The sequence below is a fragment of the Mycobacterium sp. genome (assembly GCF_019247635.1).
GTDB lineage: Bacteria > Actinomycetota > Actinomycetes > Mycobacteriales > Mycobacteriaceae > Mycobacterium.
Window position 1 is genome coordinate 21,618 of the sequence record NZ_JAFBAR010000008.1, and the last position, 22,646, is coordinate 44,263.

Genomic DNA, 22,646 nt, shown 5'->3' on the forward strand with positions numbered 1-22,646 from the left:
ACCGCATTACAGCAGGAACAGGCGGTTGTCCCGAGCGCGGGAGGTGGGAAATTTACGCGCATCATGCGTATCGTTTGCGAACGAACCGCCCGGAACAGGAGCAGCCCATCAGATGTCGCCAGCGAACACGAGTTCCGACCGCGCAGCTGATGCCCAGCCCCGCGAGGTCATGAACGTGGCGGTACTGGCTGAATCCGAACTCGGCTCCGAGGCGCAGCGCGAGCGTCGCAAACGCATCCTGGACGCCACTATGGCCATCGCCTCGAAAGGCGGCTACGAGGCCGTACAGATGCGTGCCGTCGCGGACCGCGCCGACGTGGCGGTCGGGACCCTGTACCGGTATTTCCCGTCGAAGGTGCACCTGCTCGTATCAGCCCTGGGCCGGGAGTTCAGCCGCATCGACGCCAAAACCGACCGCTCCCCGGTTGCCGGCGCCACCCCATTCCAGCGGCTGAACTTCATGGTCGGCAGGCTCAACCGCGCGATGCAGCGCAACCCGCTACTCACCGAGGCCATGGCTCGCGCGTACGTCTTCGCCGACGCTTCGGCGGCCAGCGAGGTGGACCAGGTCGAGAAGCTCATCGACTCCATGTTCGCGCGGGCGATGAGCGACGGTGAGCCGACAGAGGACCAGTACCACATCGCCAGGGTGATCTCCGACGTGTGGCTGTCGAACCTGCTGGCTTGGCTCACCCGGCGCGCCTCAGCGACTGATGTCAGCAAACGGCTGGACCTGGCCGTGCGGCTGCTCATCGGCGACCAGAACGGCGGTAACACGGGCTAAGCAGGGGGCCCTGCGGTGCGCCCGCGGATCAGCTCGGTGTCCAGCAGCTCGACGACCGGCAGGCCCGACCGGGGCGGCTTTTGCAGCAGTTCGCCTGCCCGACGACCCTTGTGCAGGCTCGGCTGCGACACCGTGGTCAGGCCGCGGTTGATCGCCTCGGCCCCTCCGTCGAAGCCGGTCAGAGTCATCTGCCCCGGGACATAAATGCCATGTGCCCGAAGGTAATCCATTGCCGACAGCGCCAGCACGTCGGCGGTGCACATCAAGGCGGTAATCCGTGGATTGGCCTCCAGTGCGACCTTGGCGGCGGCTCCTCCGGACGTGGGCAGGTTTTCATAGCTTTCCACCACGGTCAACGAATCCGGGTCTAGGCCGGCGGCCGTCATCGCCTCCCAGACTCCGACGATGCGTTCGCGTTGCACATCGAAAGTCGCCGACTGCAGTCGCTCGGCGTCCACCAGGTCTTGCCGCCGATCCCGGCCCAACCGCATGGTCAGCAAACCGATATCACGATGTCCCAGCCCGATGACGTAGTCGGCGAGGCCGCGCATCGCTGCCCGGTCGTCGATGCCCACCCGCGAGACGCCGGGAAGGTTCTTGGGCTGATCAACCACCACGACAGGCAGCCGACGCTGCAGAACGACCTGCAGGTAGGGATCGTCCTCGCACACCGAATACACCACGAAGCCGTCCACGCCCGCAGACAGCACGGCCGCCGTGCCGTCGGCCTGACTGCGGCTGGGGCCGACTGCCACCAACATCAGCCCCTGCCCGGCTCCTTCGCATGATTGCGCCACTCCCGCAACGAAATCCCGCGCTGCCGGGTCGCTGAAGAAATGCGTCAGCGGTTCGGCCATGACCAACCCGACGGCACCGGCCTTGCGGGTTCGCAACGACCGCGCCACCGGGTCGGGTCCCGCGTAGCCCATCCGCTTGGCCGTGGCCAGCACCCGCTCGCGCAGTTCCGGCGAGAGCTGGTCCGGTCGGTTGAAGGCATTGGAGACGGTGGTGCGCGAGACCTTGAGTTCGGCTGCCAACGACGCCAGAGTCGCCCGCCTGCGCGGTGTGGGACTCACGATCGGTGAGGCTACTCGAACGTCGGGCGACTCGACGGCTGCCGCATACCGCCTCAGCTGCCCACTTTCTGATGGAAACGATTTTCATTAGTATTATGGGTCGGCCGATGGGGCGGCGGAGAGGAAACGAGCGTGCGACGGGCTCATCGGGCAGCAACCGCGTTGGTCCTTGCTGCCTTCCTGATCGCTTCGACCGCGCTGACCGGCTGCGGTGATCGGTCAGGCACGAATTCCGCGACGGTGGTGGCATCCACCGACGTGTGGGGCAGTGTCGCGCGCGCCGTCGCCGGCGGCCACATCCCGGTCCAGTCCATCCTGACCGGCGCCAACGCAGATCCACACTCGTACACGGCCAGTCCGTCCGACGCCGCGGCGATCGTCGACGCCGCCCTGGTGATCTACAACGGCGGCGGTTACGACCCCTGGGTTGACCAGGTGCTGGCCCGGCATCCATCAGTCAAATCGGTTGATGCGTATGCATTTCTCAGGGCACCCGCCCAGGGTGCCGAGCCCGCCAACGAGCACGTGTTCTACGACCTGAGCGTCGCCAAGGCCGTCGCCTCCTCGATCGCCGACAAGCTGGCGAGCATCGACCCGGGCCATGCTGCCGACTATCGGAGCAACGCCGCGGCCTTCTGCCGCAGCGCCGACGCGATTGCCAGCTCCGAACGCGCCATCGCCAGCGCATACCCCGACGCGGGCGTCGTCGCGACCGAGCCGGTGGTGTACTACCTGCTGGCGGGCTCTGGCCTGGTTGACCGCACCCCTGCCGCCTTCAGCGCGGCAACCGAGGACGACACCGATCCCTCCCCGGCGGACATGGCGTCCGTCCTCGAGCTGATCAAGCGGCGCCAGGTGGCCGCCCTGCTGGTCAACCCGCAGACCTCCACCGCCGCGACAACCGGCCTGGAAGACGCCGCCCGGCGGGCGGGCGTGCCGGTGACCGAGGTCACCGAAACCTTGCCGGACGGCACCGACTACCTGACCTGGCAGCGCACCACCGTCAACCGCCTGGTCGCCGCCCTTCAATCGAGCCGATAGACCATGCTGGTAACCCGCGACCCCACCGTTTCGCTCACCGACGCCCGGCTCGCCTTCGGCGACCGGGTGCTGTGGGACCACCTGGACCTCTCGGTGTCACCCGGCGAGTTCATCGCGGTGTTGGGTCCCAACGGCACCGGCAAGACATCGTTGCTCAAGGTGCTGCTGGGACAGTTGCCGCTGAATGCCGGCGTCGCGTTGCTGGACGGCAAGCGGATCACCTCGAGAAGTGGACGCATCGGCTACGTGCCGCAACACCGTGCGATCGATCACGACGTGGTCCTGCGCGGACGCGACCTGGTTCAGCTGGGCATCGACGGCCGCAATTGGGGCGGTATGCCGCTGCGGTCCGCCGGGCGGGCACGGCGGCGCGCGGCGGTACGAGAAGCGCTGCGCCAGGTCAATGGCGAACAGCTCGCCGACGTCCGGGTCGGAGTGATGTCGGGTGGGGAGCTGCAGCGGGCGCGCATCGCCCAGGCATTGGTCAGCGACCCGATGCTGTTGCTGTGCGACGAACCGTTGCTGGCACTGGACCCGGCCAACGCCAAGCTGATTTCGGCGCTGATCGACCGTCGCCGCCGCGAGGCCGGCACCGCGGTCATCGTCGTCACCCACGAGGTCAACCCCATCCTGCCGTATGTGGACCGGGTGTTGTACCTGGTTGACGGCCGGTTCCGGATCGGCACCGTCGAGCAGGTGATGACCACCGAGACGCTGTCCGAGCTCTACCGCGCCGACATTCAGGTGGTCAAGGTCAAGGGCCGCTACGTCGTGGTCGGCGAGGCAGCGCCCGGCTATCCGCCGCACGACGACCTGGCAGACGGGCGGGCCGGATGAACAACAGGCTCGCCGAGCTGCTGGCCCATCTGTTCTCCTTCGACATCACCGCGCACCTGCTCACCCACGACTTCGTCCAACAGGCGCTGGCGGCGGCGGCCCTGCTGGGGCTGGTCGCCGGGTTGATCGGCCCGTTCATCGTGATGCGTCAGATGTCGTTCGCTGTGCACGGCTCCAGCGAATTGTCGTTGACAGGAGCCGCTTTCGCGCTGCTGGCCGGGTTCGAAGTGGGCATCGGGGCGCTGATCGGCAGCGCCCTGGCGGCAGCGCTCTTCGGCGTGCTGGGTCAGCGCGCCCGGGAACGCGATTCGGTGATCGGGGTGGTGCTGGCTTTCGGGATGGGCTTGGCCGTCCTGTTCATCCATCTCTATCCGGGCCGGTCCGGGACCAGTTTTGCCCTGTTGACCGGCCAGATCGTCGGGGTGGGTTACTCCGGGTTGGCGATGTTGGCGCTGGTGTGTGTGCTCGTCGTCGCCGTGCTGGCGATCTGCTACCGGCCGTTGTTGTTCGCCACGGTCGATCCGGACGTCGCGGCGGCGCGCGGTGTTCCGGTGCGCGCGCTGGGCATCGTGTTCGCCGCGCTGGTTGGCGTGGTGGCAGCGCAGGCCGTGCAGATCGTCGGGGCGTTGTTGGTGATGTCGTTGCTGATCACACCGGCCGCCGCGGCCGCCCGGGTGGTGGCCTCGCCGGTGGCGGCGATCGTGGCCTCGGTGGTCTTCGCTGAAGTCTCCGCCGTCGGCGGCATCGTGCTGTCTTTGGCGCCCGGCGTCCCCGTCTCGGTATTCGTCGCAACGATCTCGTTTGTGATCTATTTGCTGTGCTGGCTACTCCGGCCTCAGCGTTAGCCCGCGATTAAGCTTGTCGGACACCGGACAGGCAGGGGGACCAATAAGTGCGTCGGCAACTCGCGGGCCTTGCTTTGGCGAGTGTGTGCATGGTCGCCGGTGGCTGCACCACCGTGGTCGAAGGCAATGCCGTCGCGGCCGATAAGTCCGGCCCACTGCCCCAGACTCCGGTCCCGGTTAGCGCCCTTGACGGGTTGCTGCTGGACGCCAGCCAGGTCAACAGCGTGTTGGGTGCGACGTCGATGAAGGTCTGGTTCAGCACCAAGGCGCTGTGGGACTGGAGCAAAAACGTGTCCGACAAGAACTGCCTGGCCATCGACGGGCCCGCACAGGACGAGGTCTACTCCGGGACGGGTTGGACGGGCATGCGCGGCCAGCGCCTCGATGACAGCGTCGACGACTCCAAGAAGCGCCAGCATTACACGATCCAGGCCGTCGTCGCCTTCCCGGCTGCGCAGGATGCCAGCGCGTTCTACAGCAGTTCGGTGCAGAGCTGGCAGAACTGCTCGAATCGCCGGTTCGCCGATGTCACACCCAATCAACCCGACACGGTGTGGACGGTGGCCGGCGTCACCAACGACAACGGCACGCTCAGCACGTCGCAGGTCCAGGAGGGTGGCGACGGGTGGACCTGCCAGCGCGCCCTCACGGTGCGTAACAACATCTCCATCGACGTCGTGACGTGCACGTACAACCAATCGGGTTCGACGGCCATCGAGATCGCTCAACAGATAGCGGCCAGGGCGGCTAAGCAGTAGGCATGACATTGCGGCGCACCGTGTTGGCGGTGATCTGGGTGACCGCCGTCTCCGCCACCGGAGGCACCGGGTGCATGAAGACGGTCGACGGGAGAGCGCTCGCCGCCCAAGCCCCGGGCCACGCCTCCGGGGCGGCGCCGACCGCGACCAGCGCGGCGCCGCGAACCGTGCCGGTGACGGCGCTGGACGGACTCCTGCTGAGCCGCGACCAGATCGTCGCCGTGTCGGGTGGCGCCGACATGTCCCTGGTCAACACCATCAACAACACGTCGGACTCGGCGCAGCTGATCGACGATCGGGCCTGCCTCGGCCTCGCTTCGGTGGGTGATGTGACGGTCTATTCCGACAGCGGATGGGTGGGGATGCGCGGCAATCAATTCAGCACACCCAACGCCGTTTTGGCCGACGCGACCCAGCTCGCCTCGTCGTACACCGCCGCACGCGACGCCGGGGGTTTGCTGCAGCGCGCGGGTCAGGATTGGCAGGGGTGCGCGAACAAGCGCTTTGGCTTCCACTCCTCCAACGGCAACCACAGCCACTTTGACACCGGTCCCCTGAGCGCCACCGACACCCGCATCGCACTCACGATGCGGCAGGTCGAGGATGCCCGGTGGGCGTGTTCGCACGGACTGGCCGTGCAGAGCAACATTGTCATAGAAGCGCGAGTCTGCCTGCTCAACAAGGACACCGCCGCGGCGGTCAACAACCTGCTCGACCAAGTGGTTGCCAAGATCCCGCAGTAAGCGCAATAAGCTAGTGACCGTGGCCCGCATCGACCTCAACGCCGACTTGGGCGAAGGCTTCGGCGTGTGGCGACTCGGTGACGACGACGCGATGCTGGGCATCGTTACCAGCGCCAACGTGGCGTGCGGCTTCCATGCCGGAGACCCGGCCGGTTTGTTGCGGGTGTGCCGCTCGGCCGCCGAGCGCGGCGTGCGGATCGGCGCACAAGTGAGTTACCGCGATCTGGCCGGGTTCGGGCGGCGCTTCATCGACGTCGCCGCGGACGACCTGCTCGCCGATGTCGTGTATCAGATCGGTGCATTGCAGGCTCTGGCGCAGGCCTCGGGATCGTCGGTGAGCTACGTCAAACCCCATGGCGCGCTGTACAACACGATTGTGAGCAACCGCGAGCAGGCCGCCGCCGTAGCCGCGGCGGTGCAGCAGGTGGACGCGGCGCTGCCGGTGCTGGGTATGGCGGGTTCGGCGTTTTTCGAGGAGGCCGGCCGCGTCGGCCTGCGCACCGTGGCCGAGGCGTTTGCCGACCGGGCCTACCGGCCCGACGGGGCGCTGGTCTCCCGTCGTGAACCCGGGGCGGTGTTGCGCGATCCGGAGGCAATTGCGCAGCGCGTGCTGAGCATGGTGATCGCGGGTGAGGTTACCGCAGTGGACGGCACAAGGGTTGCCGTCAGTGTGGAATCCGTTTGTGTGCACGGTGATTCACCGGGGGCGGTGCAGATTGCCGAGGCGGTGCGCGACGGGCTGGCCGCTGCGGGCATCGAGATCGGGGCGTTCTGCTGATGCGGCTTCGATACGGACGCCCCGACCTGACCCGGTATTCCGATCGGTTCAATGTCCCTGCCGCAGAACCAGATTCACCTTTGTCGGTGACGTGGTTGGGGGTGGCGACGCTGCTTGTTGACGACGGGTCGTCGGCGCTGATGACCGACGGTTACTTCTCTCGTCCCGGCCTGGCGCGGGTGGCGGCCGGCAAGGTGGCACCGTCGACGGCCCGCATCGACGGCTGCCTTGCCCGGGCCAAGGTATCGCGTCTTGCGGCCGTCATTCCGGTGCACACGCACATCGACCACGTGCTGGACTCCGCGCTGGTCGTCGATCGCACGGCCGCGCAGTTGGTCGGCGGCGAGTCGGCGGCCAACGTCGGCCGCGGCCACGGGCTGCCAGAGGATCGCCTTGTCATTGCGGCCTCTGGTACACCAATTACGTTGGGCTCCTACGACATAACGTTGGTCGAATCGCACCACTGCCCGCCCGACCGGTTTCCCGGGGTGATCAGCGAACCGCTGATCCCACCGGTCAAGGCGTCGTCCTACCGCTGCGGGGAAGCGTGGTCGGCGTTTGTGCACCACCGGCCGTCGGGCCGGCGACTACTGATCCAGGGCAGCGCCGGGTTCGTCGAGAGCGCGTTGGCCGGCTACCACGCCGATGTCGTCTACCTCAGCGTCGGCCAACTCGGCCTGCGACCGAGGTCATACATGCTCGAGTACTGGACGGAAACCGTGCGCGCGGTCGGTGCGCGCCGGGTGATCCTGATCCATTGGGACGACTTCTTTCGCCCATTGTCAAAGCCGTTGCGGGCCTTGCCTTATGCGGGCGACGACTTGGACGTGTCCATCAGCATTCTCGACGAGCTGGCGGCGGCCGACGGCGTCGCGTTGCATCTGCCTACGGTGTGGCGACGCGAGGACCCCTGGGCTTAGAAGTTGCTGCTGACCCTCTCGCTACTGCTGCTTGCTGCCGTCCTCGGGTTCGCGGTCGTCCGCCCGCGGGGTTGGCCGGAGGCGGTGGCCGCCGTTCCGGCTGCCGGCATTCTGATCGCGATCGGCGCAATCTCACCGCAGCAGGCCGCGGCCCAGGTGTCGGAACTGGCTCGGGTGGTCGGGTTCCTGGGCGCGGTGCTGGTGCTGGCCAAGCTGTGCGACGACGAAGGCCTGTTCGAGGCCGCCGGAGCGGCCATGGCGCGGGCGAGCTCCGGTTCGTACGGGCTGCTGCGACAAGTGTTCGTCATCGCGGCCACAATCACGGCCGCGCTCAGTCTGGATGCGACCGTCGTTTTGTTGACACCGGTGGTGCTGGCCACCGTCCGCCGGTTGCGAACCCCGCCGCGGCCATACGCATATGCGACCGCACACCTGGCCAACACGGCCTCGCTGCTGCTTCCGGTGTCAAACCTGACCAACTTGCTCGCCTACCACGTCGCGAACATCTCGTTCACCAAATTTGCCGTGGTGATGGCGCTGCCGTGGGTGTCAGCGGTGGCGACGGTGTACGTGGTCTTCCGACTGTTTTTCGCCCGCGAATTGCGCACGGAACCTGACCATCACGAAACCGGGCAGCCGCCGAGGCCCCCCGTGTTCGTTTTCGCGGTCGTGGGGCTCACGCTCGTCGGATTCGCGACCGCCGAATCGGTGGGCGTGGCACCGGCCTGGGCCGCGCTGGCCGGCAGTGCGGTGCTGGCGGTGCGCAGTCTGTGGCATCGACGCACCTCGGTGGTGGACATCGCGCGCTCCGCGCAAGTGTCTTTTCTGGTGTTCGTGCTGGCGCTGGGGGTGGTCGTGCAGGCGGTCATGCTCAACGGGATGTCGACTCGGATGTCGTCGGTGCTGCCGGCTGGCTCGGGGCTACCGGCACTGTTGGGCATCGCAGCGGTGGCGGCCGTGCTCGCGAACTTGGTCAACAACCTGCCCGCGACGCTGGTGCTGATGCCGCTGGTCGCGCCCACGGGACCGGTGGCCGTGCTGGCGGTCCTAATCGGCGTCAACATCGGCCCCAACCTGACCTACGTCGGATCCCTGTCCAACTTGCTGTGGCGGCGCGTGCTGCGCGGGCACGACGTCGAGGCCGGCGTCGGTGAGTACACGAGGCTCGGGCTGTGCACCGTGCCCCCTGCCCTGGTGGTCGCCGTGCTCGCGCTGTGGGCAAGCGCGCGGTTCCTCGGTAGCTGATCTCGCTAGCCGATTTCGGTGGCGCCGATTTCGGTGGCGCCGATTTCCGTGGCGAGCAGACGCAAAAGCACCGTTTTCGGCCGGGATTTGGTGCTATTGCGTCTGCTCGGCCAAAGAAATCAGCCGCGTCGCTGGCGGGCAATTTCGGCGAGCACCACCCCGGCCGCCACCGACGCGTTCAGCGATTCGGTTGGACCTGCCATCGGGACGGACACCACCTCATCGCAATTCTGCCGCACGAGCCGGGACAGGCCCTTGCCTTCCGAGCCGACGACCACCACCAGCGGCTCGGTGCCGTCCAGGTCGTCGAGCACGGTGTCACCGTCGGCGTCCAGTCCGACCACCCGGACCCCGCGGTCTGCCCAATCCTTCAGTGTCCGAGTCAAATTGGTCGCTCGAGCGACCGGGATGCGGGCCGCCGCGCCGGCGCTGGTGCGCCAGGCAACCGCCGTCACCGACGCCGACCGGCGTTGCGGGATCAGCACGCCATGGCCCCCGAATGCCGCCACCGAGCGCACGATCGCACCGAGGTTGCGGGGGTCGGAAATATTGTCCAACGCGACCAGCAGCGCCGGGGGTGCAGCGATGGCCGCCGCGAGCAGATCGTCGGGATGGGTGTAGTTGTACGGCGGCACCTGCAGCGCGATGCCCTGATGCAGGTGGTTGGAGCTCATCCGGTCCAGATCGGTACGAGCCACCTCGAGGATCGCGATGCCCAAATCGGCTGCCCGGGAAACGGATTCGGTCAACCGTTCGTCGGCCTCGGTGCCCAGCGCGACATACAAAGCGGTGGCCGGGACACCGGCGCGTAGGCATTCGAGCACCGGATTGCGGCCGAGCACAAGCTCGGTTTCGTCGTTTCGCTTGACGGGCCGTCGGGGCTGCGATTGCACGCGCTTGGCGGCGGGATGGTTGGGGCGCATGTGTGCCGGTGGGGTGGGACCGCGCCCCTCCAGCGCCCGGCGCCGCTGGCCGCCCGAGCCGACGGTGGGGCCTTTCTTGGTGCCGGCCTTGCGTATCGCCCCCCGCCGCCGCGAGTTACCGGCCATCTACTTGCCGTCACCACCCAGCGTCCATTGCGGGCCGTCGGCGGTATCGGTGACCTCGATGCCGGCTTCTTTGAGGCGGTCCCGGATCTCGTCGGCGAGCGCCCAGTTGCGGTCCTTGCGGGCCCGTTCCCGGTTGTGCAGTTCGGCCTGCACCAGGACGTCGACGGCGGCCAGTGCGGCCGACGTTTCGTCGCGGGATTCCCACCGCTCGTCGAGCGGGTCGCAGCCCAGGATGCCCATCATCGCGCGGATGGCGATGGCGGTCGTCAGGGCCGCTTCATGGTCGCCCGCGTCGAGCGCCCGATTGCCCTCCGCACGGGCCTGATGGATTTCGGCGAGCGCGATGGGCACCGACAGGTCGTCGTCGAGCGCTTCGGCAAACCGCTGGGTCCACTCGCCGGGTACGACGGCACCCACCCGGCTGCGGACGCGGTGCAGGAATTCCTCAACTCCGACATAGGCTTTCACCGCGTCCTGCAGGGCGGTCTCGGAGAACTCCAGCATCGAACGGTAGTGCGCGCTGCCCAGGTAGTAGCGCAGTTCCGCCGGCCTGACCCGCTGCAACAACGCCGGTATGGCCAGCACGTTGCCCAGCGACTTGCTCATCTTTTCCCCGCCCATCGTCACCCAGCCGTTGTGCAGCCAGTAACGGGCGAACCCGTCGCCGACGGCATGGCTCTGGGCGATTTCGTTCTCGTGGTGCGGGAAAACCAAATCCATTCCACCGCAATGAATGTCGAACTCGGCACCGAGATATTCCCGGGTCATGGCGACGCATTCCGTATGCCAGCCGGGTCGCCCCCGCCCCCACGGTGTCGGCCACGACGGTTCGCCGGGCTTAGCACCCTTCCACAGCGTGAAATCGCGCTGGTCGCGCTTGCCGGTGGCAACACCCTCGCCCTGGTGGACGTCGTCGATCCGGTGTCCGGACAGCCGGCCGTACTCCGGGTAACTGAGCACGTCAAAGTACACGTCGCCAGCGCCGACATAGGCGTGACCGGTTTCGATCAGCCGTTCAATTAACTCGACCATCTGCGTGATGTGCCCGGTGGCGCGCGGCTCCGCCGACGGCGGCAGGACGTCCAGCGCGTCGTAAGCCGCGGTGAAGGCGCGCTCGAAGGTGTACGCCCATTCCCACCATGGCCGGCCCGCGGTGGCGGCCTTGTTCAGGATTTTGTCGTCGATGTCGGTCACGTTGCGGACGAACGCGACGTCGTTGCCGCGCGCCATCAACCAGCGCCGCAGGATGTCGAATGCCACGCCGCTGCGAACGTGCCCGATGTGCGGCAGGCCCTGCACGGTGGCACCGCACAGGTAGATGGAAACGTGCCCCGAGCGCAACGGCACGAAATCACGCACGGCACCGGCCGCCGTGTCGTGTAGCCGCAACTGGGCGCGATCGGTCACGACGTGCCAGCTTACCTGGCCAATTGCCGCGAGCCGCGACCGCGAGCTATCAGCCGTGAACCACCAGCGCCGTCGCGATGGCCGCCAGGCCCTCGCCCCGTCCGGTCAGACCCAGCCCGTCGGTGGTGGTGGCCGACACCGAGACCGGCGCCCCCATCAGGCCCGACAACACCGCCTGCGCCTCGGCCCGACGCGGACCGATCTTGGGCCGGTTGCCGATCACCTGTACAGCGGCGTTGCCGACCTGGTAGCCGTGCCGTGCGACGAGGCTGACGACGTGGCGCAGCATGTCCGCACCGCTGGCGCCCTTCCACCGCGGGTCGTCGACGCCAAAGATTCCCCCGATGTCGCCCAACCCGACGGCCGACAACACGGCGTCGCACAGCGCATGCACCGCCACGTCGCCGTCGGAGTGCCCGGCGCAGCCGTCGGCGTCGGGAAACAGCAGCCCGACCAGCCAGCACGGCCGCCCGTGTTCGATTGGGTGCACGTCGGTACCCAGGCCGACGCGCGGTAAGTCGTTCACCGGCGCACGATCGCTTGGGCCAGCAGCAGATCCAGCTGGGTGGTGATCTTGAATGCGAGCGGATCGCCATCGACCACTTGGACCTGTCCGCCGACATGCTCGACCAGCGAGGCATCGTCGGTGAAACTGGCCGCGCCCACACGCTGGTAAGCCCGGCGCAGCAGCTCGGTGGTGAATCCCTGCGGTGTCTGCACGGCGCGCAGGCCGGCCCGCTCAGGCGTGCCCAGCACCGCCCCGTTGGCATCCACGGCTTTGATGGTGTCAGAGAGCGGCAGCGCGGGCACAACGGCAGCATGTCCGGCCCGCAGCGCGTCGACGACCCGCGCGATCATTGCCGGCGGCGTCAGCGCCCGCGCCGCGTCGTGCACCAGGACGAAATCGGCTTCATCCGAAACGGCCGCCAATGCCAGGTTCACGGATTCGGTGCGGTTCGGCCCGCCGGCCACGACTGTTGCTCTCGCGCCCAGGATCCGCTTCGCATCATCAATGAGATTCGTCGGGACGGCGACGACGACGGTGTCGACGACGGTGGACTGCAGAAGGCCGTCGACGGCCCGTTCGACGAGAGTCTGCCCTTCGAGTGGGTAGAAAGCCTTGGGCACACCGGCAGCCAAGCGCACCCCGACCCCTGCGGCCGGGACGACTGCGACTACGGATGTCTTCAGGAGGCGTCTAGGACGCCGCCGCTAGGACCTCGTCGAGGATGATTTCCGCTTTGGCGTCGTCAGTGCTCTCGGCGAGCGCCAATTCACCGACCAGAATCTGCCGGGCCTTGGCCAGCATGCGCTTCTCGCCCGCGGACAGGCCACGCTCCTGGTCGCGGCGCCACAGGTCGCGCACTACCTCGGCGACCTTGTTGACGTCCCCGGAGGCGAGCTTTTCGAGGTTGGCCTTGTAGCGGCGCGACCAGTTGGTCGGCTCCTCGGTATGCGGGGCACGCAGAACTTGGAACACCTTGTCCAGGCCTTCTTGCCCGACAACGTCACGGACGCCGACGTACTCGGCGTTGTCGGCGGGTACTCGAACGGTCAGGTCGCCCTGCGCCACTTTCAAGACGAGATACTCTTTTTGTTCCCCTTTTATGGTTCGGGTTTCGATCGCCTCGACTAGCGCAGCACCGTGGTGTGGATAGACAACGGTGTCGCCGACCTTAAAAATCATGTGGTTCGAGCCCCTTTCGTTAATAACCACTCTAACACGGCAGCCCGACACGTGCGGAACAACGATGCAGGTCAGGGGCACATCGGGCCGAGATTGGGGGTTGACAGACGGGCCTAGACGTGCAACGCCCAATAGTATCGGGAGGCGATTCACGGCCCGCCTCGACCCCGCCTCGACCCCGCCTCGACCCCTCCGAGACCCCTCTGAGGCCCATGTCTGGCGTATTTATGGCCCAGCTAACGAACGCACCATGGCCGCGCGAGGGACGCTCACGGCACCCTCAAGAGAGGCTCCACGGCCTAGCTCGGCTACCCCCGGCATCCGCGTGAAAACCACGTGTGGACCCCCAATCGGCCCTGGCGTGTCGGGCACCGGTTCTCCCGCGGAGTCCCCGGCTACCGCCGAAGGCACCTGAGCTACTACCCTGCATAGTTGATTCTGCGAAATTGACATCGCCACTATCGCGCTCCAGCCAGCAGGAGGCATCGAGTGAACCGCTTCAAGACCCGCCTGCCGGTCAGCTGCCTTCTCGCCGCGATGGTCACGTTGATCAGCGGCTGTGGCACCGGTCAGGTCGCGCAGACGGCCAATCAGGAACCCGCCGTCAACGGCAACAGGGTCACGTTCAACAACGTGGCGCTGCGCGATGTCCGCATTCAAGCCCCACAGACCGGTGACGCCATCGACAAGGGCAAGACGGTGGAGCTGGTGCTGGTGGCCGTCAACCAGTCGCCGGACCAGGCCGACCGGTTGGTGGGAATCACCAGCGATGTCGGGACCGTGACGGTGGCCGGCGATCCACGGCTGCCGGCCGGCGGGATGCTGTTCGTCGGGACGCCCGAAGGCCAGAACGTGGCGCCGGGGCCCGCGGAGGCCAACTCGTCCGGGACGGCCAAGGCGACGATCTCCCTCAACCAGCCGATCAGCAACGGCCTGACCTACAAATTCACCTTCATATTCGAGACGGCCGGACAGGGCAGCGTGCTGGTGCCGATCTCGGCCGGGTTAGCTTCCCAACAAGGCTGAGCGCGTCGATCCGCCGGGCTGTCATACCAGCCCGATACCGTCATTGGCGTGGCAGGCACGCGAACCCAGTATCGCTGCTCGGAATGCCGCCGCCTCACCGCTAAGTGGGTTGGGCGCTGCCTCGAGTGCGGAACGTGGGGCACGGTCGACGAAGTAAAAGTGCTCAGTTCGGCCGGTGGCAACGGCCGACGGGCGGGTCTGGCCTCGGCGCCGGCGTCGCGCGCCGTTCCGATCAGTTCGGTACAGCCCAACCTCAGCCGGCACCGCTCGACGGGCATAGACGAACTGGACCGGGTGCTCGGCGGCGGTGTGGTGCCCGGGTCGGTCGCGCTGCTGGCCGGTGATCCCGGTGTCGGGAAGTCCACGCTGCTGCTCAAGGTCGCCCACCGGTGGGCCCAGTCGGGGCGGCGCGCGCTGTATGTCTCCGGCGAAGAGTCGGCCGGCCAGATCCGGCTACGCGCGGACCGGATCGACTGCGGCAGCGACGAGGTCTACCTGGCCGCCGAATCCGACGTGCACGCCGTGCTCGAGCACATTGAAACCGTCCGTCCTGCCCTGGTCATCGTCGATTCGGCGCAGACCATGTCCAGCACCGAAGCCGACGGGGTCGCCGGTGGCGTCACCCAGGTGCGCGCGGTCACGTCGGTGCTGACGGCCGCCGCGAAGAGCACCGGCGTCGCGCTCATCCTCGTCGGGCACGTCACGAAGGACGGCGCCATCGCCGGTCCGCGCTCACTCGAGCACCTCGTCGACGTGGTGTTGCACTTCGAGGGCGACCGCAACGGCACGCTGCGGATGGTCCGCGGGGTCAAGAACCGCTTCGGCGCCGCCGACGAAGTCGGGTGTTTTGTACTGCACGACAACGGAATCGAAGACGTTCCGGACCCGTCGCACCTGTTCCTGGATCAGCGGCCGGCGCCCGTTGCCGGCACGGCCATCACGGTGACGCTGGATGGCAAGCGACCACTGATCGGCGAAGTCCAGGCCTTGCTGGCGACGCCGTCCCCCGGTGGCTCACCGCGGCGGGCCGTCAGCGGTATCGACCATTCCCGGGCCGCGATGATCACCGCGGTGCTGGAAAAGCACGCAAGGTTACCCGTCGCCGTCAACGACATCTACCTGTCCACTGTCGGCGGCATGCGGCTGACCGACCCGTCCTCGGACCTGGCGGTGGCGACCGCGCTCGCATCGGCTTATGCCGACCTGCCGTTGCCCACCACCGCGGTGATGATCGGCGAGGTGGGGCTGGCGGGCGACCTGCGGCGGGTCAGCGGTATGGAACGGCGCCTGGCCGAAGCCGCCCGTCAGGGGTTCACCCTGGCGCTCATTCCGCCGGGCTGCAAGGCCCTCCCGCAGGGTCTGCGCGCCTTGACGGCACCCAACATCGTCGCGGCACTGGAGCACATGGTCGACATCGCCGACCATCGCACCACCAGGCCCACCGGACCGCAACGGCTGGACGGACCACCCAACGGGACCGCACAATGACACGCTGTGACCCGTCCGACCCTGCGTGAATCTGTCGCCCGTCTGGCACCCGGAACCGGACTGCGCGACGGCCTGGAACGCATCCTGCGCGGCCGCACCGGCGCCCTGATCGTGCTCGGCCACGACGAGAATGTCGAGGCCATCTGCGACGGCGGCTTCTCCCTCGATGTCCGCTACGCGCCGACACGGCTGCGCGAACTGTCCAAGATGGACGGTGCCGTGGTGCTGTCCACCGACGGCAGCCGTATCGTGCGTGCCAACGTGCAGTTGGTGCCCGATCCGTCGATACCCACCGACGAGTCCGGAACCCGCCACCGCTCGGCGGAACGGGCCGCGATCCAAACGGGTTACCCGGTGATCTCGGTGAGCCATTCGATGAACATCGTGACCGTCTACGTGGGCGGAGAGCGCCACGTGCTCACCGACTCCGCAACCATCCTGTCGCGCGCCAACCAGGCCATCGCAACGCTGGAACGCTACAAGACCCGGCTCGACGAGGTCAGCCGGCAACTGTCGAGGGCGGAGATCGAGGACTTCGTGACGCTGCGCGACGTGATGACGGTGGTGCAACGGCTCGAGTTGGTCCGGCGAATCGGTCTGGTGATCGACTACGACTGCATCGAGCTCGGCACCGACGGGCGTCAGCTACGACTACAGCTGGAGGAGCTGCTGGGCGGCAACGACACCGCGCGGGAGTTGATCGTGCGCGACTACCACGCCAACCCCGAGCCCCCATCTACACCGCAGATCGTCGCCACGCTGGACGAGCTGGACGCCCTGTCGGACACCGAACTGCTCGAGGTGACCGCGCTCGCGAAGGTCTTTGGCTATCCGACCACCACGGAGGCACAGGACTCGGCGCTGAGCCCGCGTGGCTACCGCGCGATGGCGGGCATTCCCCGGTTGCAGTTCGCCCATGCCGACGTACTGGTTCGGGCGTTCGGAACGCTGCAAGGGCTGCTGGCGGCCAGCGCCAGCGATCTGCAATCCGTGGACGGGATTGGCGCAATGTGGGCCCGCCACGTGCGAGAGGGCCTGTCCCAACTGGCCGAGTCGACGATCGCCGACCACTAGGGCAGCTGGGCGTTGATTCTGCGCTGAGGGCGGGGCCTACTCGAACAACTCCGCCCTCAGCGCAGAATCAATTGCTCAAACGCGCCAATGCAGGCCCAACGAGTTACCCGCCGGGCGCGGGGGCCGCGGTCGGCGGCGCCTCAGGCGGCGGAGCCGCAGCGGGCGCGCCCTGCCCCGGCGCCGGACCAGGCGGCGCCGGCGGCTGATTCAGGATGAACGGAACCGGCTGCGAGCGCAGATTGCCCAGCTGAACGACCAGGTTGTAGGTGCCCGCCCCGATCGCCGGCCGCGGCAATGGGCAATGCGGCGACGATCCCATCCCGGTCCAGGTCACCGCGGTAGTGACCTGCTCGCCCGGCGTGAACGTCTTGACCAGCGTTTCATTTGACGGCGCGCAGTCCAGGTTGGACCACAGCCGCTTGTTGTCCAGCGAATAGACGTAGGCGGCCAACACCGCGGCGCCCACGTCGCGCTTGCAGGCCACCAGCCCGATGTTGGTCACCACCATCGTGAACTTCGGCTGATCGCCGATGTAGTACTGGGGCGAATTGGTCAGGCCCTTGACCGCCAGCGTGGAGTCGGGGCAGTCGTCGCCTTCCTTGAGCACGGGCGGCGGCTGCACGGCGGCAGTGGGGGTGGGCGCTTCCGGGTTTTGCGCCTGGGGCGCCTGTGCCGCCGGAGTGTTGCCCTCGGTTTGCCCGGCCGGCTGTGGCGTCTGGGGCGCTTGGGGTGCCGCTGATCCCGGGTGGCCCTGCGCGTTTCCCGTTTTGTCGGCACTGGTTGGCTTCGCGCCGGCGTTGCCACTGACAAAGGCGATGACGATCGCGACGGCTACTCCGATTACGACTACCGCGATGCCCAGGGCCAAGCCCCTGCGCCGCCAGTAGATCTCCGTAGGTAGCGGGCCACGCGGTTCCAGATCCAGCACATTTACACGGTAGGGCCAGGTCACGCAGACTCGTCCGACCCGCCCCGGCGTGTCGCGAAGGTTAGCGGGCGCCCCTACCTGCTAGGACCGGGTCAGTGGCGAGCGGGAAGTCACTCTCCGATATCGCCGGTGTGGTCCAACAGCACCGCACGACCGTCGGCCAGCTGGTAGATCGCGGCGACGATCGCCAGTTTGCCCGCGGTGACCCGCTCGGCGATGGCCGTCGAACGCGCCACCAGTTGCGCCACCGTCTCGCGGGCGTGCCGTTCCTCGAACTCGTCGATGCGGCTCAGGCCCTCGCTACGGCCGAGCAGTATGGACGGCGTAACTCTTTCGACCACGTCCCGGACGAAACCGGCGGGGACAGCGCCGTCCTCGATCGCGCCGACGGTGGCCTTGACGGCGCCGCAACTGCCGTGGCCGAGGACCACGATGAGCGATACGTTCAGCACCGTCACCGCGTACTCGAGGGACCCCAGTACCGCCGCATCGATGGCCTGCCCCGCGGTGCGGACCACAAAGATGTCGCCGAGGCCCTGGTCGAACACCAGCTCGGCCGGCACCCGGCTGTCCGCACAACCGAATACTGCGGCGATCGGCTGCTGGCCCGCGGCCAGGCTGGCCCGATGGTCGACGCCCTGGCTGGGGTGTTCGGGCTTGCCGGCAACGAATCGCTCGTTACCCTCTTTGAGTGTTTTCCACGCGCTGGCCGGATTGGTGTTGGGCATGGCACACATTGTGCCGCACGGCCGGGTGAAGCTGTCGCCCGATGACCTGATCGCCTGGTATGACCGGTCGCACCGCGACCTGCCCTGGCGAGGCCCCGGCGTCAGCGCGTGGCAGATTCTGGTCAGCGAGTTCATGCTGCAGCAGACGCCGGTGTCCCGCGTGTTGCCGACCTGGACGGACTGGGTGCGGCGTTGGCCCACCCCGTCGGCCACCTCCGCGGCAAGCGCGGCAGATGTGTTGCGGGCGTGGGGCAAACTTGGCTATCCGCGGCGGGCCAAGCGGTTACACGAATGCGCCACGGTTATCGCCCGCGAGCACAACGACGTGGTTCCCGCCGATATCGAGGTGCTGCTCACCCTGCCCGGTGTCGGCAGTTACACCGCGCGGGCGGTGGCAAGCTTCGCCTACCGCAAGCCGGTGCCGGTGGTGGACACCAACGTGCGCCGCGTGGTGGCCCGGGCCGTGCACGGCCGCGCCGACGCCGGTGCGCCGTCGGCTACCCGGGACAACGCCGACGTCGCGGCCCTGCTGCCCAATGACGAAGCGGCGCCTAGGTTTTCGATCGCCTTGATGGAGCTCGGCGCGATTGTGTGCACGGCGCGCTCGCCGCGATGCGGGTTGTGTCCGCTCCGCGAATGCGCGTGGCGTAGTGCGGGGTATCCGCCGGCGCAGGGGCCACCGCGCCGAGTCCAGCAATACGCCGGGACCGACCGCCAGGTGCGTGGGCGACTGCTGGATGTGTTGCGCGACAACGATTCTCCCGTAACCAGGGCAGAGCTGGACGTGGCGTGGCTGACCGATACCGCGCAGCGCGACCGGGCACTGTATTCGCTGTTAGCTGACGGCCTGGTGACACAGACCGGCGACGGCCGCTTCGCGCTGGCCGGCGAAGGAGACTAGTCCCGACACGCCGCCGCGCGCCCGTTCCCTGGTGAACGCTTTATCTGGCCATACCCTGCCGTTGTGCCCAGCGACGGGACCCCCCTGTCGTCGCCGGTGTCGCGGCGCGCGATGCTCGGCGGGCTGAGCCTGCTTCCGCTGGCCGCCGCTTTGCCGGGCGTGCTCCCGACTGCTTGCGCAGAATCGACGTACCGATTCCTGTCGCCACACCAGGCGGCGGTGCTCGACGCCGCCACCCGCCGCCTCGTCCCGGGGCCGGAAGACTGCCTGACCGAGCTCGGCCACCCCGGGGCGCACGAAGCGAACGTGGTCGTCTACCTGGACCGGCTGCTGTCGGTGTTCGACACCACGCCGGCCGACGTGCACGCGGGCGGGCCGTGGAGCAACCGCAGCGGCGGCTCGCAGGACTTCATGGCCAATTTCGTGCCGCTCAACCGAGCACAGACCTACGCGTGGCGCCAGCGGCTCAACGACCTTCGCGGCCAGTACACCAACGGCATCGCGCTGCTCGATCAGCTCGCGGGCGGCGACTTCACCTGCGTGCCACGCGTGCAGCAGGACCTGATCTTGGCCCAGGGTCAGGCCTTGGGCTTCACGAATTTGCTGTTCGGTCACACCATCGAGGCGATGTACTCCAACCCCGAGTACGGCGGCAACGCGAACCAAGTTGGTTGGCAAGACATCTATTTCCCCGGGGATTCGCAGCCCCGTGGCTATACCGACGCCCAGGTCGAAGCGACTCAGCTTGACCCGCTTGGGATTCCGCCCAACGGGATCATAGCCCGGCTCCTCAACGGCGGCTGGGAACATGTCGTCGCCAAAATCGGCGGAAAGGGCGGCGTGGGTGCCGGCCACTAAGGCGGTCGTTGTCGGCTCGGGCGCCGGCGGATCGGTGGTGGCGATGGAACTCGCGGAGGCCGGTTGGGACGTCGTGATATTCGAGAAGGGCTCGAACTACTTCACCGACCTGCTCGGCAACCTGTATGGCACTACGACGTTCTCCAACGACGAGCTCAAGGCGAAGTCCCGCTACTTCGAGCAGCCGGACCCGCTCGCCTATCCCCGCACATTTCGCCAATCCGCCGGCCAGAACGCGGATTACATCGGTCCCGTCAACGAGCTACCGGTGACCGTCGGCGGGGGCACCACGCACTGGGACGCGAAGGTCCCGCGGTTCTGGGACATCGACTTCAAGGGACTGTCGATGCTCGGCCCGCAGCCCGGCGCGGACATGGCGGATTGGCCGTTCGAGTACGCCGATATCGCGCCCTACTACGACGAGATCGAAGCGCTGCTCGGGACCCAGGGCGACGTCGGGAAGTTACCCGCACTGGTTCAGAAGCACGCGCCGCGGTCGAGACCCTACCCGATGCCGCCCGGGGCGCAGCAGCGCTCGTCCACGCTGATCGCCAAGGGAGCGAAGCGCCTTGGGCTGCACCCTTTTCCGTTCCCGTCGGCGATCAACTCAGTGCCCAACGACGGACGCCCGGCCTGTAATAACTGCGGGTTCTGCGCGAATTACGGGTGCCCGATCGCCGCCCGGGTCGGTGCCCTGGCCCCGCTGCGGCGCGCGCTGCAGACCGGGCGTGCGCAGTTGCGGCCGGAGACGACCGTCACCTCGGTCGGATTCACCGGACGCCGGGCGACCGGCGTCGCCTATCTCGACCCGCAAGGTAATGCCGGCGGGGAGAGCGCCGACCTGGTGGTGCTGGCAGCCTCGGCGATCGAGTCGGCGCGGTTGGCGCTGCTTTCGGGCCTGCCCGACGCGAGCGGACGGGTCGGTGCACGGCTGATGTTTCACAACTTCATCGACGGGTTTGGCATCTATCTCGATCAGCGAGCGCACGCCTACCGCGGGCGCTCAATCACGCAGTGCATGGAGGACTTTGCCAACCCCGACTTCCCCGGGGCCCGAGTCGCGGCAAAACTGGCCGGACTGCCCTACATCCGCGGCGGCCTGTGCGAGCTCGGTGGGAGCCAGGAACCGATCGCGGAGGGCAAGTTCTACCAGGAGATTCTGGGACTCCTGCCGGGGGTGCAATTGTTCGGCGCGGGGTTCAAGGAGCTGATGCGCGCCTCGCTCCTGCGCGACCGGCTCGCCGGCGTGGATTTCATCGGCACCGACCTGCCGTACCTCACCAACAACGTGACCCTCGACCCGAGCGTCAAGGACCTCAACGGCCAGCCGGTGCCCCGCATCACCTACGCGCTGGGCAAGCACGAGCAGGTCGCGCAGACGTTCTATGTGCCCGTGGTCACCGCGATGATTGCGGCGGCCGGCGCGACCCTGTTCGCCGCCATACCCGACAGCGTGACGCGCTCCGTGGGGGGCGGCACTCCACCGGACACCAAGCACGTCATGGGCGGGATGCAGATGGGCGTGTCCCCGGCAACGAGCGTGGTTGACCCGAATGGACGAATGCACCAGATGGACAACGTTTTCGTGGCCGACGGCAGCGTGTTCGTTACGTCAGGTTGCCAAAATCCCACCAACACGCTTATGGCGGTGGCGCTGCGTACCGCGCGCGGAATCACCGGCAGGCGTTGAATCTAACCGGCACCGGGCAGCGTCGCGAAGAAGGATTCGACCACCTGGCGGTACGTCCGGGGCGCGTCATCGTGAATCAGGTGGCCGGCCTCAGGCACCTTCAAATATTCTGTTGGACAGCCGGTTCGGGCCATCTCGAACATCTGGCCCGGGGGGGTGACCGAATCACCGGCTTCGATCAGCAGCGCGGGTGAACGCACGCTTTGCCAGTCCTGCCAGTAATCACGAGTGCCCCACTCGGCGGCGATCTCGATCCACTTCGAGGTGTGCCCGTGCAGGCGCCAACCGGTGGCGGTGCGATCAAAGGCGTCCAGAAAATACTGACCCGCGACGGGCCCGAATTCGACGAATACCTGTTCGGCGGAATGGAATTCGACCGGCAGCGCGTGTAGCCACGGCTCCCACGGACCGGTGGTTCGGCCGCGGAAGTCCGGAGCCATGTCCTCGATAACCAACGCCGACACCAGGTTTGGATGCCGTGCGGCCAGGCACCAGGAATGCAGCGCACCCATAGAATGACCGACCAGTCGGACCGGTACACCCAACGCGTTCACGGCATCGCCCAGGTCCGCCACGAATCGCTCGGTGCTGATCGGGTACGGATCGGCAACGTCGCGGCCACGATGCCACGGCGCGTCATAGGTGTACACGCTCCCCAGCCGGGTCAGCCAGGGTAGCTGGCGCGACCAGGTGCTGCCACGCCCCATCAGCCCGTGCACGAGTATCAGCGGCTCTCCTTCGCCGCCGCGACGGGTCAACAGATCCGCTGCCATTCAGGGCACG

The 22,646-nt window shown here is 67.5% G+C and carries 24 protein-coding genes; 15 read left to right on the forward strand and 9 right to left on the reverse strand.

The annotated features are described in order from the left end of the window. Nucleotides 1-175: 175 nt before the first annotated feature. Nucleotides 176-784 carry a cholesterol catabolism transcriptional regulator KstR gene (gene kstR / locus JO236_RS01130; RefSeq protein ID WP_293323567.1) on the forward strand — a complete coding sequence of 203 codons (609 nt, stop codon included), beginning with the start codon at nt 176-178 and terminating at the stop codon, nt 782-784. Here the strand turns inward: kstR and JO236_RS01135 are convergent. After that, nucleotides 781-1,860 (reverse strand): LacI family DNA-binding transcriptional regulator, encoded by a 1,080-nt coding sequence (locus JO236_RS01135; protein WP_293323570.1) that lies wholly within the window; start codon nt 1,858-1,860, stop codon nt 781-783. The genes kstR and JO236_RS01135 overlap by 4 nt on opposite strands. A gap of 132 nt (nt 1,861-1,992) precedes the next feature. On the opposite strand from JO236_RS01135, the gene JO236_RS01140 reads away from it, so the two are divergent. From JO236_RS01140 to JO236_RS01175, 8 genes are read left to right on the forward strand one after another with little or no spacing between them, the layout of a single operon-like run. Next, a complete protein-coding gene (locus JO236_RS01140) occupies nt 1,993-2,901 on the forward strand; it encodes a metal ABC transporter solute-binding protein, Zn/Mn family (RefSeq protein ID WP_416362127.1) in 909 nt (302 codons plus the stop codon). A 3-nt stretch (nt 2,902-2,904) separates the two neighbouring features. Then, a complete protein-coding gene (locus tag JO236_RS01145) occupies nt 2,905-3,738 on the forward strand; it encodes a metal ABC transporter ATP-binding protein (protein WP_293323573.1) in 834 nt (277 codons plus the stop codon). Then, nucleotides 3,735-4,583: a metal ABC transporter permease gene (locus tag JO236_RS01150; protein ID WP_293323576.1), complete on the forward strand. Its 849-nt coding sequence runs from the start codon at nt 3,735-3,737 to the stop codon at nt 4,581-4,583. The genes JO236_RS01145 and JO236_RS01150 overlap by 4 nt, the downstream gene beginning before the upstream one ends. 47 nt (nt 4,584-4,630) lie before the next feature. Further along, nucleotides 4,631-5,341 carry a sensor domain-containing protein gene (locus JO236_RS01155; protein WP_293323578.1) on the forward strand — a complete coding sequence of 237 codons (711 nt, stop codon included), beginning with the start codon at nt 4,631-4,633 and terminating at the stop codon, nt 5,339-5,341. Between the two features lie 2 nt (nt 5,342-5,343). Beyond that, nucleotides 5,344-6,084, forward strand: a complete 741-nt coding sequence (locus JO236_RS01160) for a sensor domain-containing protein (protein ID WP_293323581.1) — start codon at nt 5,344-5,346, stop codon at nt 6,082-6,084. Between the two features lie 19 nt (nt 6,085-6,103). After that, nucleotides 6,104-6,862: a LamB/YcsF family protein gene (locus tag JO236_RS01165; protein WP_293323584.1), complete on the forward strand. Its 759-nt coding sequence runs from the start codon at nt 6,104-6,106 to the stop codon at nt 6,860-6,862. Next, nucleotides 6,862-7,782, forward strand: coding sequence for an MBL fold metallo-hydrolase (locus JO236_RS01170; RefSeq protein ID WP_293323587.1), 921 nt, complete (start codon nt 6,862-6,864; stop codon nt 7,780-7,782). The genes JO236_RS01165 and JO236_RS01170 overlap by 1 nt, the downstream gene beginning before the upstream one ends. Nucleotides 7,783-7,785: 3 nt before the next feature. Continuing rightward, nucleotides 7,786-9,027, forward strand: a complete 1,242-nt coding sequence (locus JO236_RS01175; protein ID WP_293323590.1) for an SLC13 family permease — start codon at nt 7,786-7,788, stop codon at nt 9,025-9,027. Nucleotides 9,028-9,146: 119 nt separating this feature from the next. Here the strand turns inward: JO236_RS01175 and rlmB are convergent, their stop codons facing one another. The 5 genes from rlmB to carD are packed head-to-tail and all read right to left on the reverse strand — an operon-like array spanning nt 9,147 to nt 13,170. Next, nucleotides 9,147-10,076, reverse strand: a complete 930-nt coding sequence (gene rlmB, locus JO236_RS01180; protein ID WP_293323593.1) for a 23S rRNA (guanosine(2251)-2'-O)-methyltransferase RlmB — start codon at nt 10,074-10,076, stop codon at nt 9,147-9,149. Further along, a complete protein-coding gene (cysS, locus tag JO236_RS01185) occupies nt 10,077-11,483 on the reverse strand; it encodes a cysteine--tRNA ligase (protein WP_293323595.1) in 1,407 nt (468 codons plus the stop codon). A gap of 49 nt (nt 11,484-11,532) precedes the next feature. After that, nucleotides 11,533-12,009, reverse strand: coding sequence for a 2-C-methyl-D-erythritol 2,4-cyclodiphosphate synthase (gene ispF / locus JO236_RS01190; RefSeq protein ID WP_293323597.1), 477 nt, complete (start codon nt 12,007-12,009; stop codon nt 11,533-11,535). Beyond that, a complete protein-coding gene (gene ispD, locus JO236_RS01195) occupies nt 12,006-12,674 on the reverse strand; it encodes a 2-C-methyl-D-erythritol 4-phosphate cytidylyltransferase (protein WP_293323640.1) in 669 nt (222 codons plus the stop codon). Before ispD ends, ispF begins: the two co-directional genes overlap by 4 nt. Before the next feature lie 7 nt (nt 12,675-12,681). Next, nucleotides 12,682-13,170 carry an RNA polymerase-binding transcription factor CarD gene (gene carD / locus JO236_RS01200; RefSeq protein WP_293323599.1) on the reverse strand — a complete coding sequence of 163 codons (489 nt, stop codon included), beginning with the start codon at nt 13,168-13,170 and terminating at the stop codon, nt 12,682-12,684. Between the two features lie 489 nt (nt 13,171-13,659). On the opposite strand from carD, the gene JO236_RS01205 reads away from it, so the two are divergent. Genes JO236_RS01205 through disA form a run of 3 tightly spaced genes read left to right on the forward strand, consistent with a single transcriptional unit; the run spans nt 13,660 to nt 16,758 of the window. Then, entirely contained in the window at nt 13,660-14,196 is a 537-nt protein-coding gene (locus JO236_RS01205) for a hypothetical protein (RefSeq protein ID WP_416362128.1), read from the forward strand. A gap of 48 nt (nt 14,197-14,244) precedes the next feature. Beyond that, nucleotides 14,245-15,684, forward strand: coding sequence for a DNA repair protein RadA (radA, locus tag JO236_RS01210; protein WP_293323602.1), 1,440 nt, complete (start codon nt 14,245-14,247; stop codon nt 15,682-15,684). A gap of 6 nt (nt 15,685-15,690) precedes the next feature. Further along, a complete protein-coding gene (gene disA, locus JO236_RS01215) occupies nt 15,691-16,758 on the forward strand; it encodes a DNA integrity scanning diadenylate cyclase DisA (RefSeq protein ID WP_293323605.1) in 1,068 nt (355 codons plus the stop codon). A 103-nt stretch (nt 16,759-16,861) separates the two neighbouring features. Here the strand turns inward: disA and JO236_RS01220 are convergent, their stop codons facing one another. Both JO236_RS01220 and JO236_RS01225 read right to left on the reverse strand, forming a co-directional pair. Continuing rightward, nucleotides 16,862-17,686 carry a hypothetical protein gene (locus JO236_RS01220; RefSeq protein ID WP_293323608.1) on the reverse strand — a complete coding sequence of 275 codons (825 nt, stop codon included), beginning with the start codon at nt 17,684-17,686 and terminating at the stop codon, nt 16,862-16,864. A gap of 110 nt (nt 17,687-17,796) precedes the next feature. Next, nucleotides 17,797-18,414, reverse strand: coding sequence for a carbonic anhydrase (locus JO236_RS01225; protein ID WP_293323611.1), 618 nt, complete (start codon nt 18,412-18,414; stop codon nt 17,797-17,799). Here JO236_RS01225 and JO236_RS01230 point away from each other — a divergent pair. From JO236_RS01230 to JO236_RS01240, 3 genes are all read left to right on the forward strand, one after another. Continuing rightward, nucleotides 18,413-19,315 (forward strand): A/G-specific adenine glycosylase, encoded by a 903-nt coding sequence (locus JO236_RS01230; RefSeq protein WP_293323614.1) that lies wholly within the window; start codon nt 18,413-18,415, stop codon nt 19,313-19,315. The genes JO236_RS01225 and JO236_RS01230 overlap by 2 nt on opposite strands. 63 nt (nt 19,316-19,378) lie before the next feature. Next, a complete protein-coding gene (locus JO236_RS01235; protein WP_293323617.1) occupies nt 19,379-20,173 on the forward strand; it encodes a gluconate 2-dehydrogenase subunit 3 family protein in 795 nt (264 codons plus the stop codon). After that, nucleotides 20,160-21,863, forward strand: coding sequence for a GMC oxidoreductase (locus tag JO236_RS01240; RefSeq protein WP_293323619.1), 1,704 nt, complete (start codon nt 20,160-20,162; stop codon nt 21,861-21,863). The genes JO236_RS01235 and JO236_RS01240 overlap by 14 nt, the downstream gene beginning before the upstream one ends. Before the next feature lie 2 nt (nt 21,864-21,865). Here the strand turns inward: JO236_RS01240 and JO236_RS01245 are convergent, their stop codons facing one another. Continuing rightward, nucleotides 21,866-22,636 (reverse strand): alpha/beta fold hydrolase, encoded by a 771-nt coding sequence (locus JO236_RS01245; RefSeq protein WP_293323622.1) that lies wholly within the window; start codon nt 22,634-22,636, stop codon nt 21,866-21,868. Between the last annotated feature and the right edge of the window lie 10 nt (nt 22,637-22,646).

Excerpts from the sequence above, each read along its gene's own strand:
- JO236_RS01160 (WP_293323581.1), top strand. The coding sequence starts at position 5,344 with ATGACATTGCGGCGCACCGTGTTGGCGGTGATCTGGGTGACCGCCGTC.
- rlmB (WP_293323593.1), bottom strand. The coding sequence starts at position 10,076 with ATGGCCGGTAACTCGCGGCGGCGGGGGGCGATACGCAAGGCCGGCACC.
- JO236_RS01170 (WP_293323587.1), top strand. The coding sequence starts at position 6,862 with ATGCGGCTTCGATACGGACGCCCCGACCTGACCCGGTATTCCGATCGG.
- JO236_RS01145 (WP_293323573.1), top strand. The coding sequence starts at position 2,905 with ATGCTGGTAACCCGCGACCCCACCGTTTCGCTCACCGACGCCCGGCTC.
- carD (WP_293323599.1), bottom strand. The coding sequence starts at position 13,170 with ATGATTTTTAAGGTCGGCGACACCGTTGTCTATCCACACCACGGTGCT.
- JO236_RS01150 (WP_293323576.1), top strand. The coding sequence starts at position 3,735 with ATGAACAACAGGCTCGCCGAGCTGCTGGCCCATCTGTTCTCCTTCGAC.
- JO236_RS01230 (WP_293323614.1), top strand. The coding sequence starts at position 18,413 with ATGGCACACATTGTGCCGCACGGCCGGGTGAAGCTGTCGCCCGATGAC.
- JO236_RS01225 (WP_293323611.1), bottom strand. The coding sequence starts at position 18,414 with ATGCCCAACACCAATCCGGCCAGCGCGTGGAAAACACTCAAAGAGGGT.
- JO236_RS01245 (WP_293323622.1), bottom strand. The coding sequence starts at position 22,636 with ATGGCAGCGGATCTGTTGACCCGTCGCGGCGGCGAAGGAGAGCCGCTG.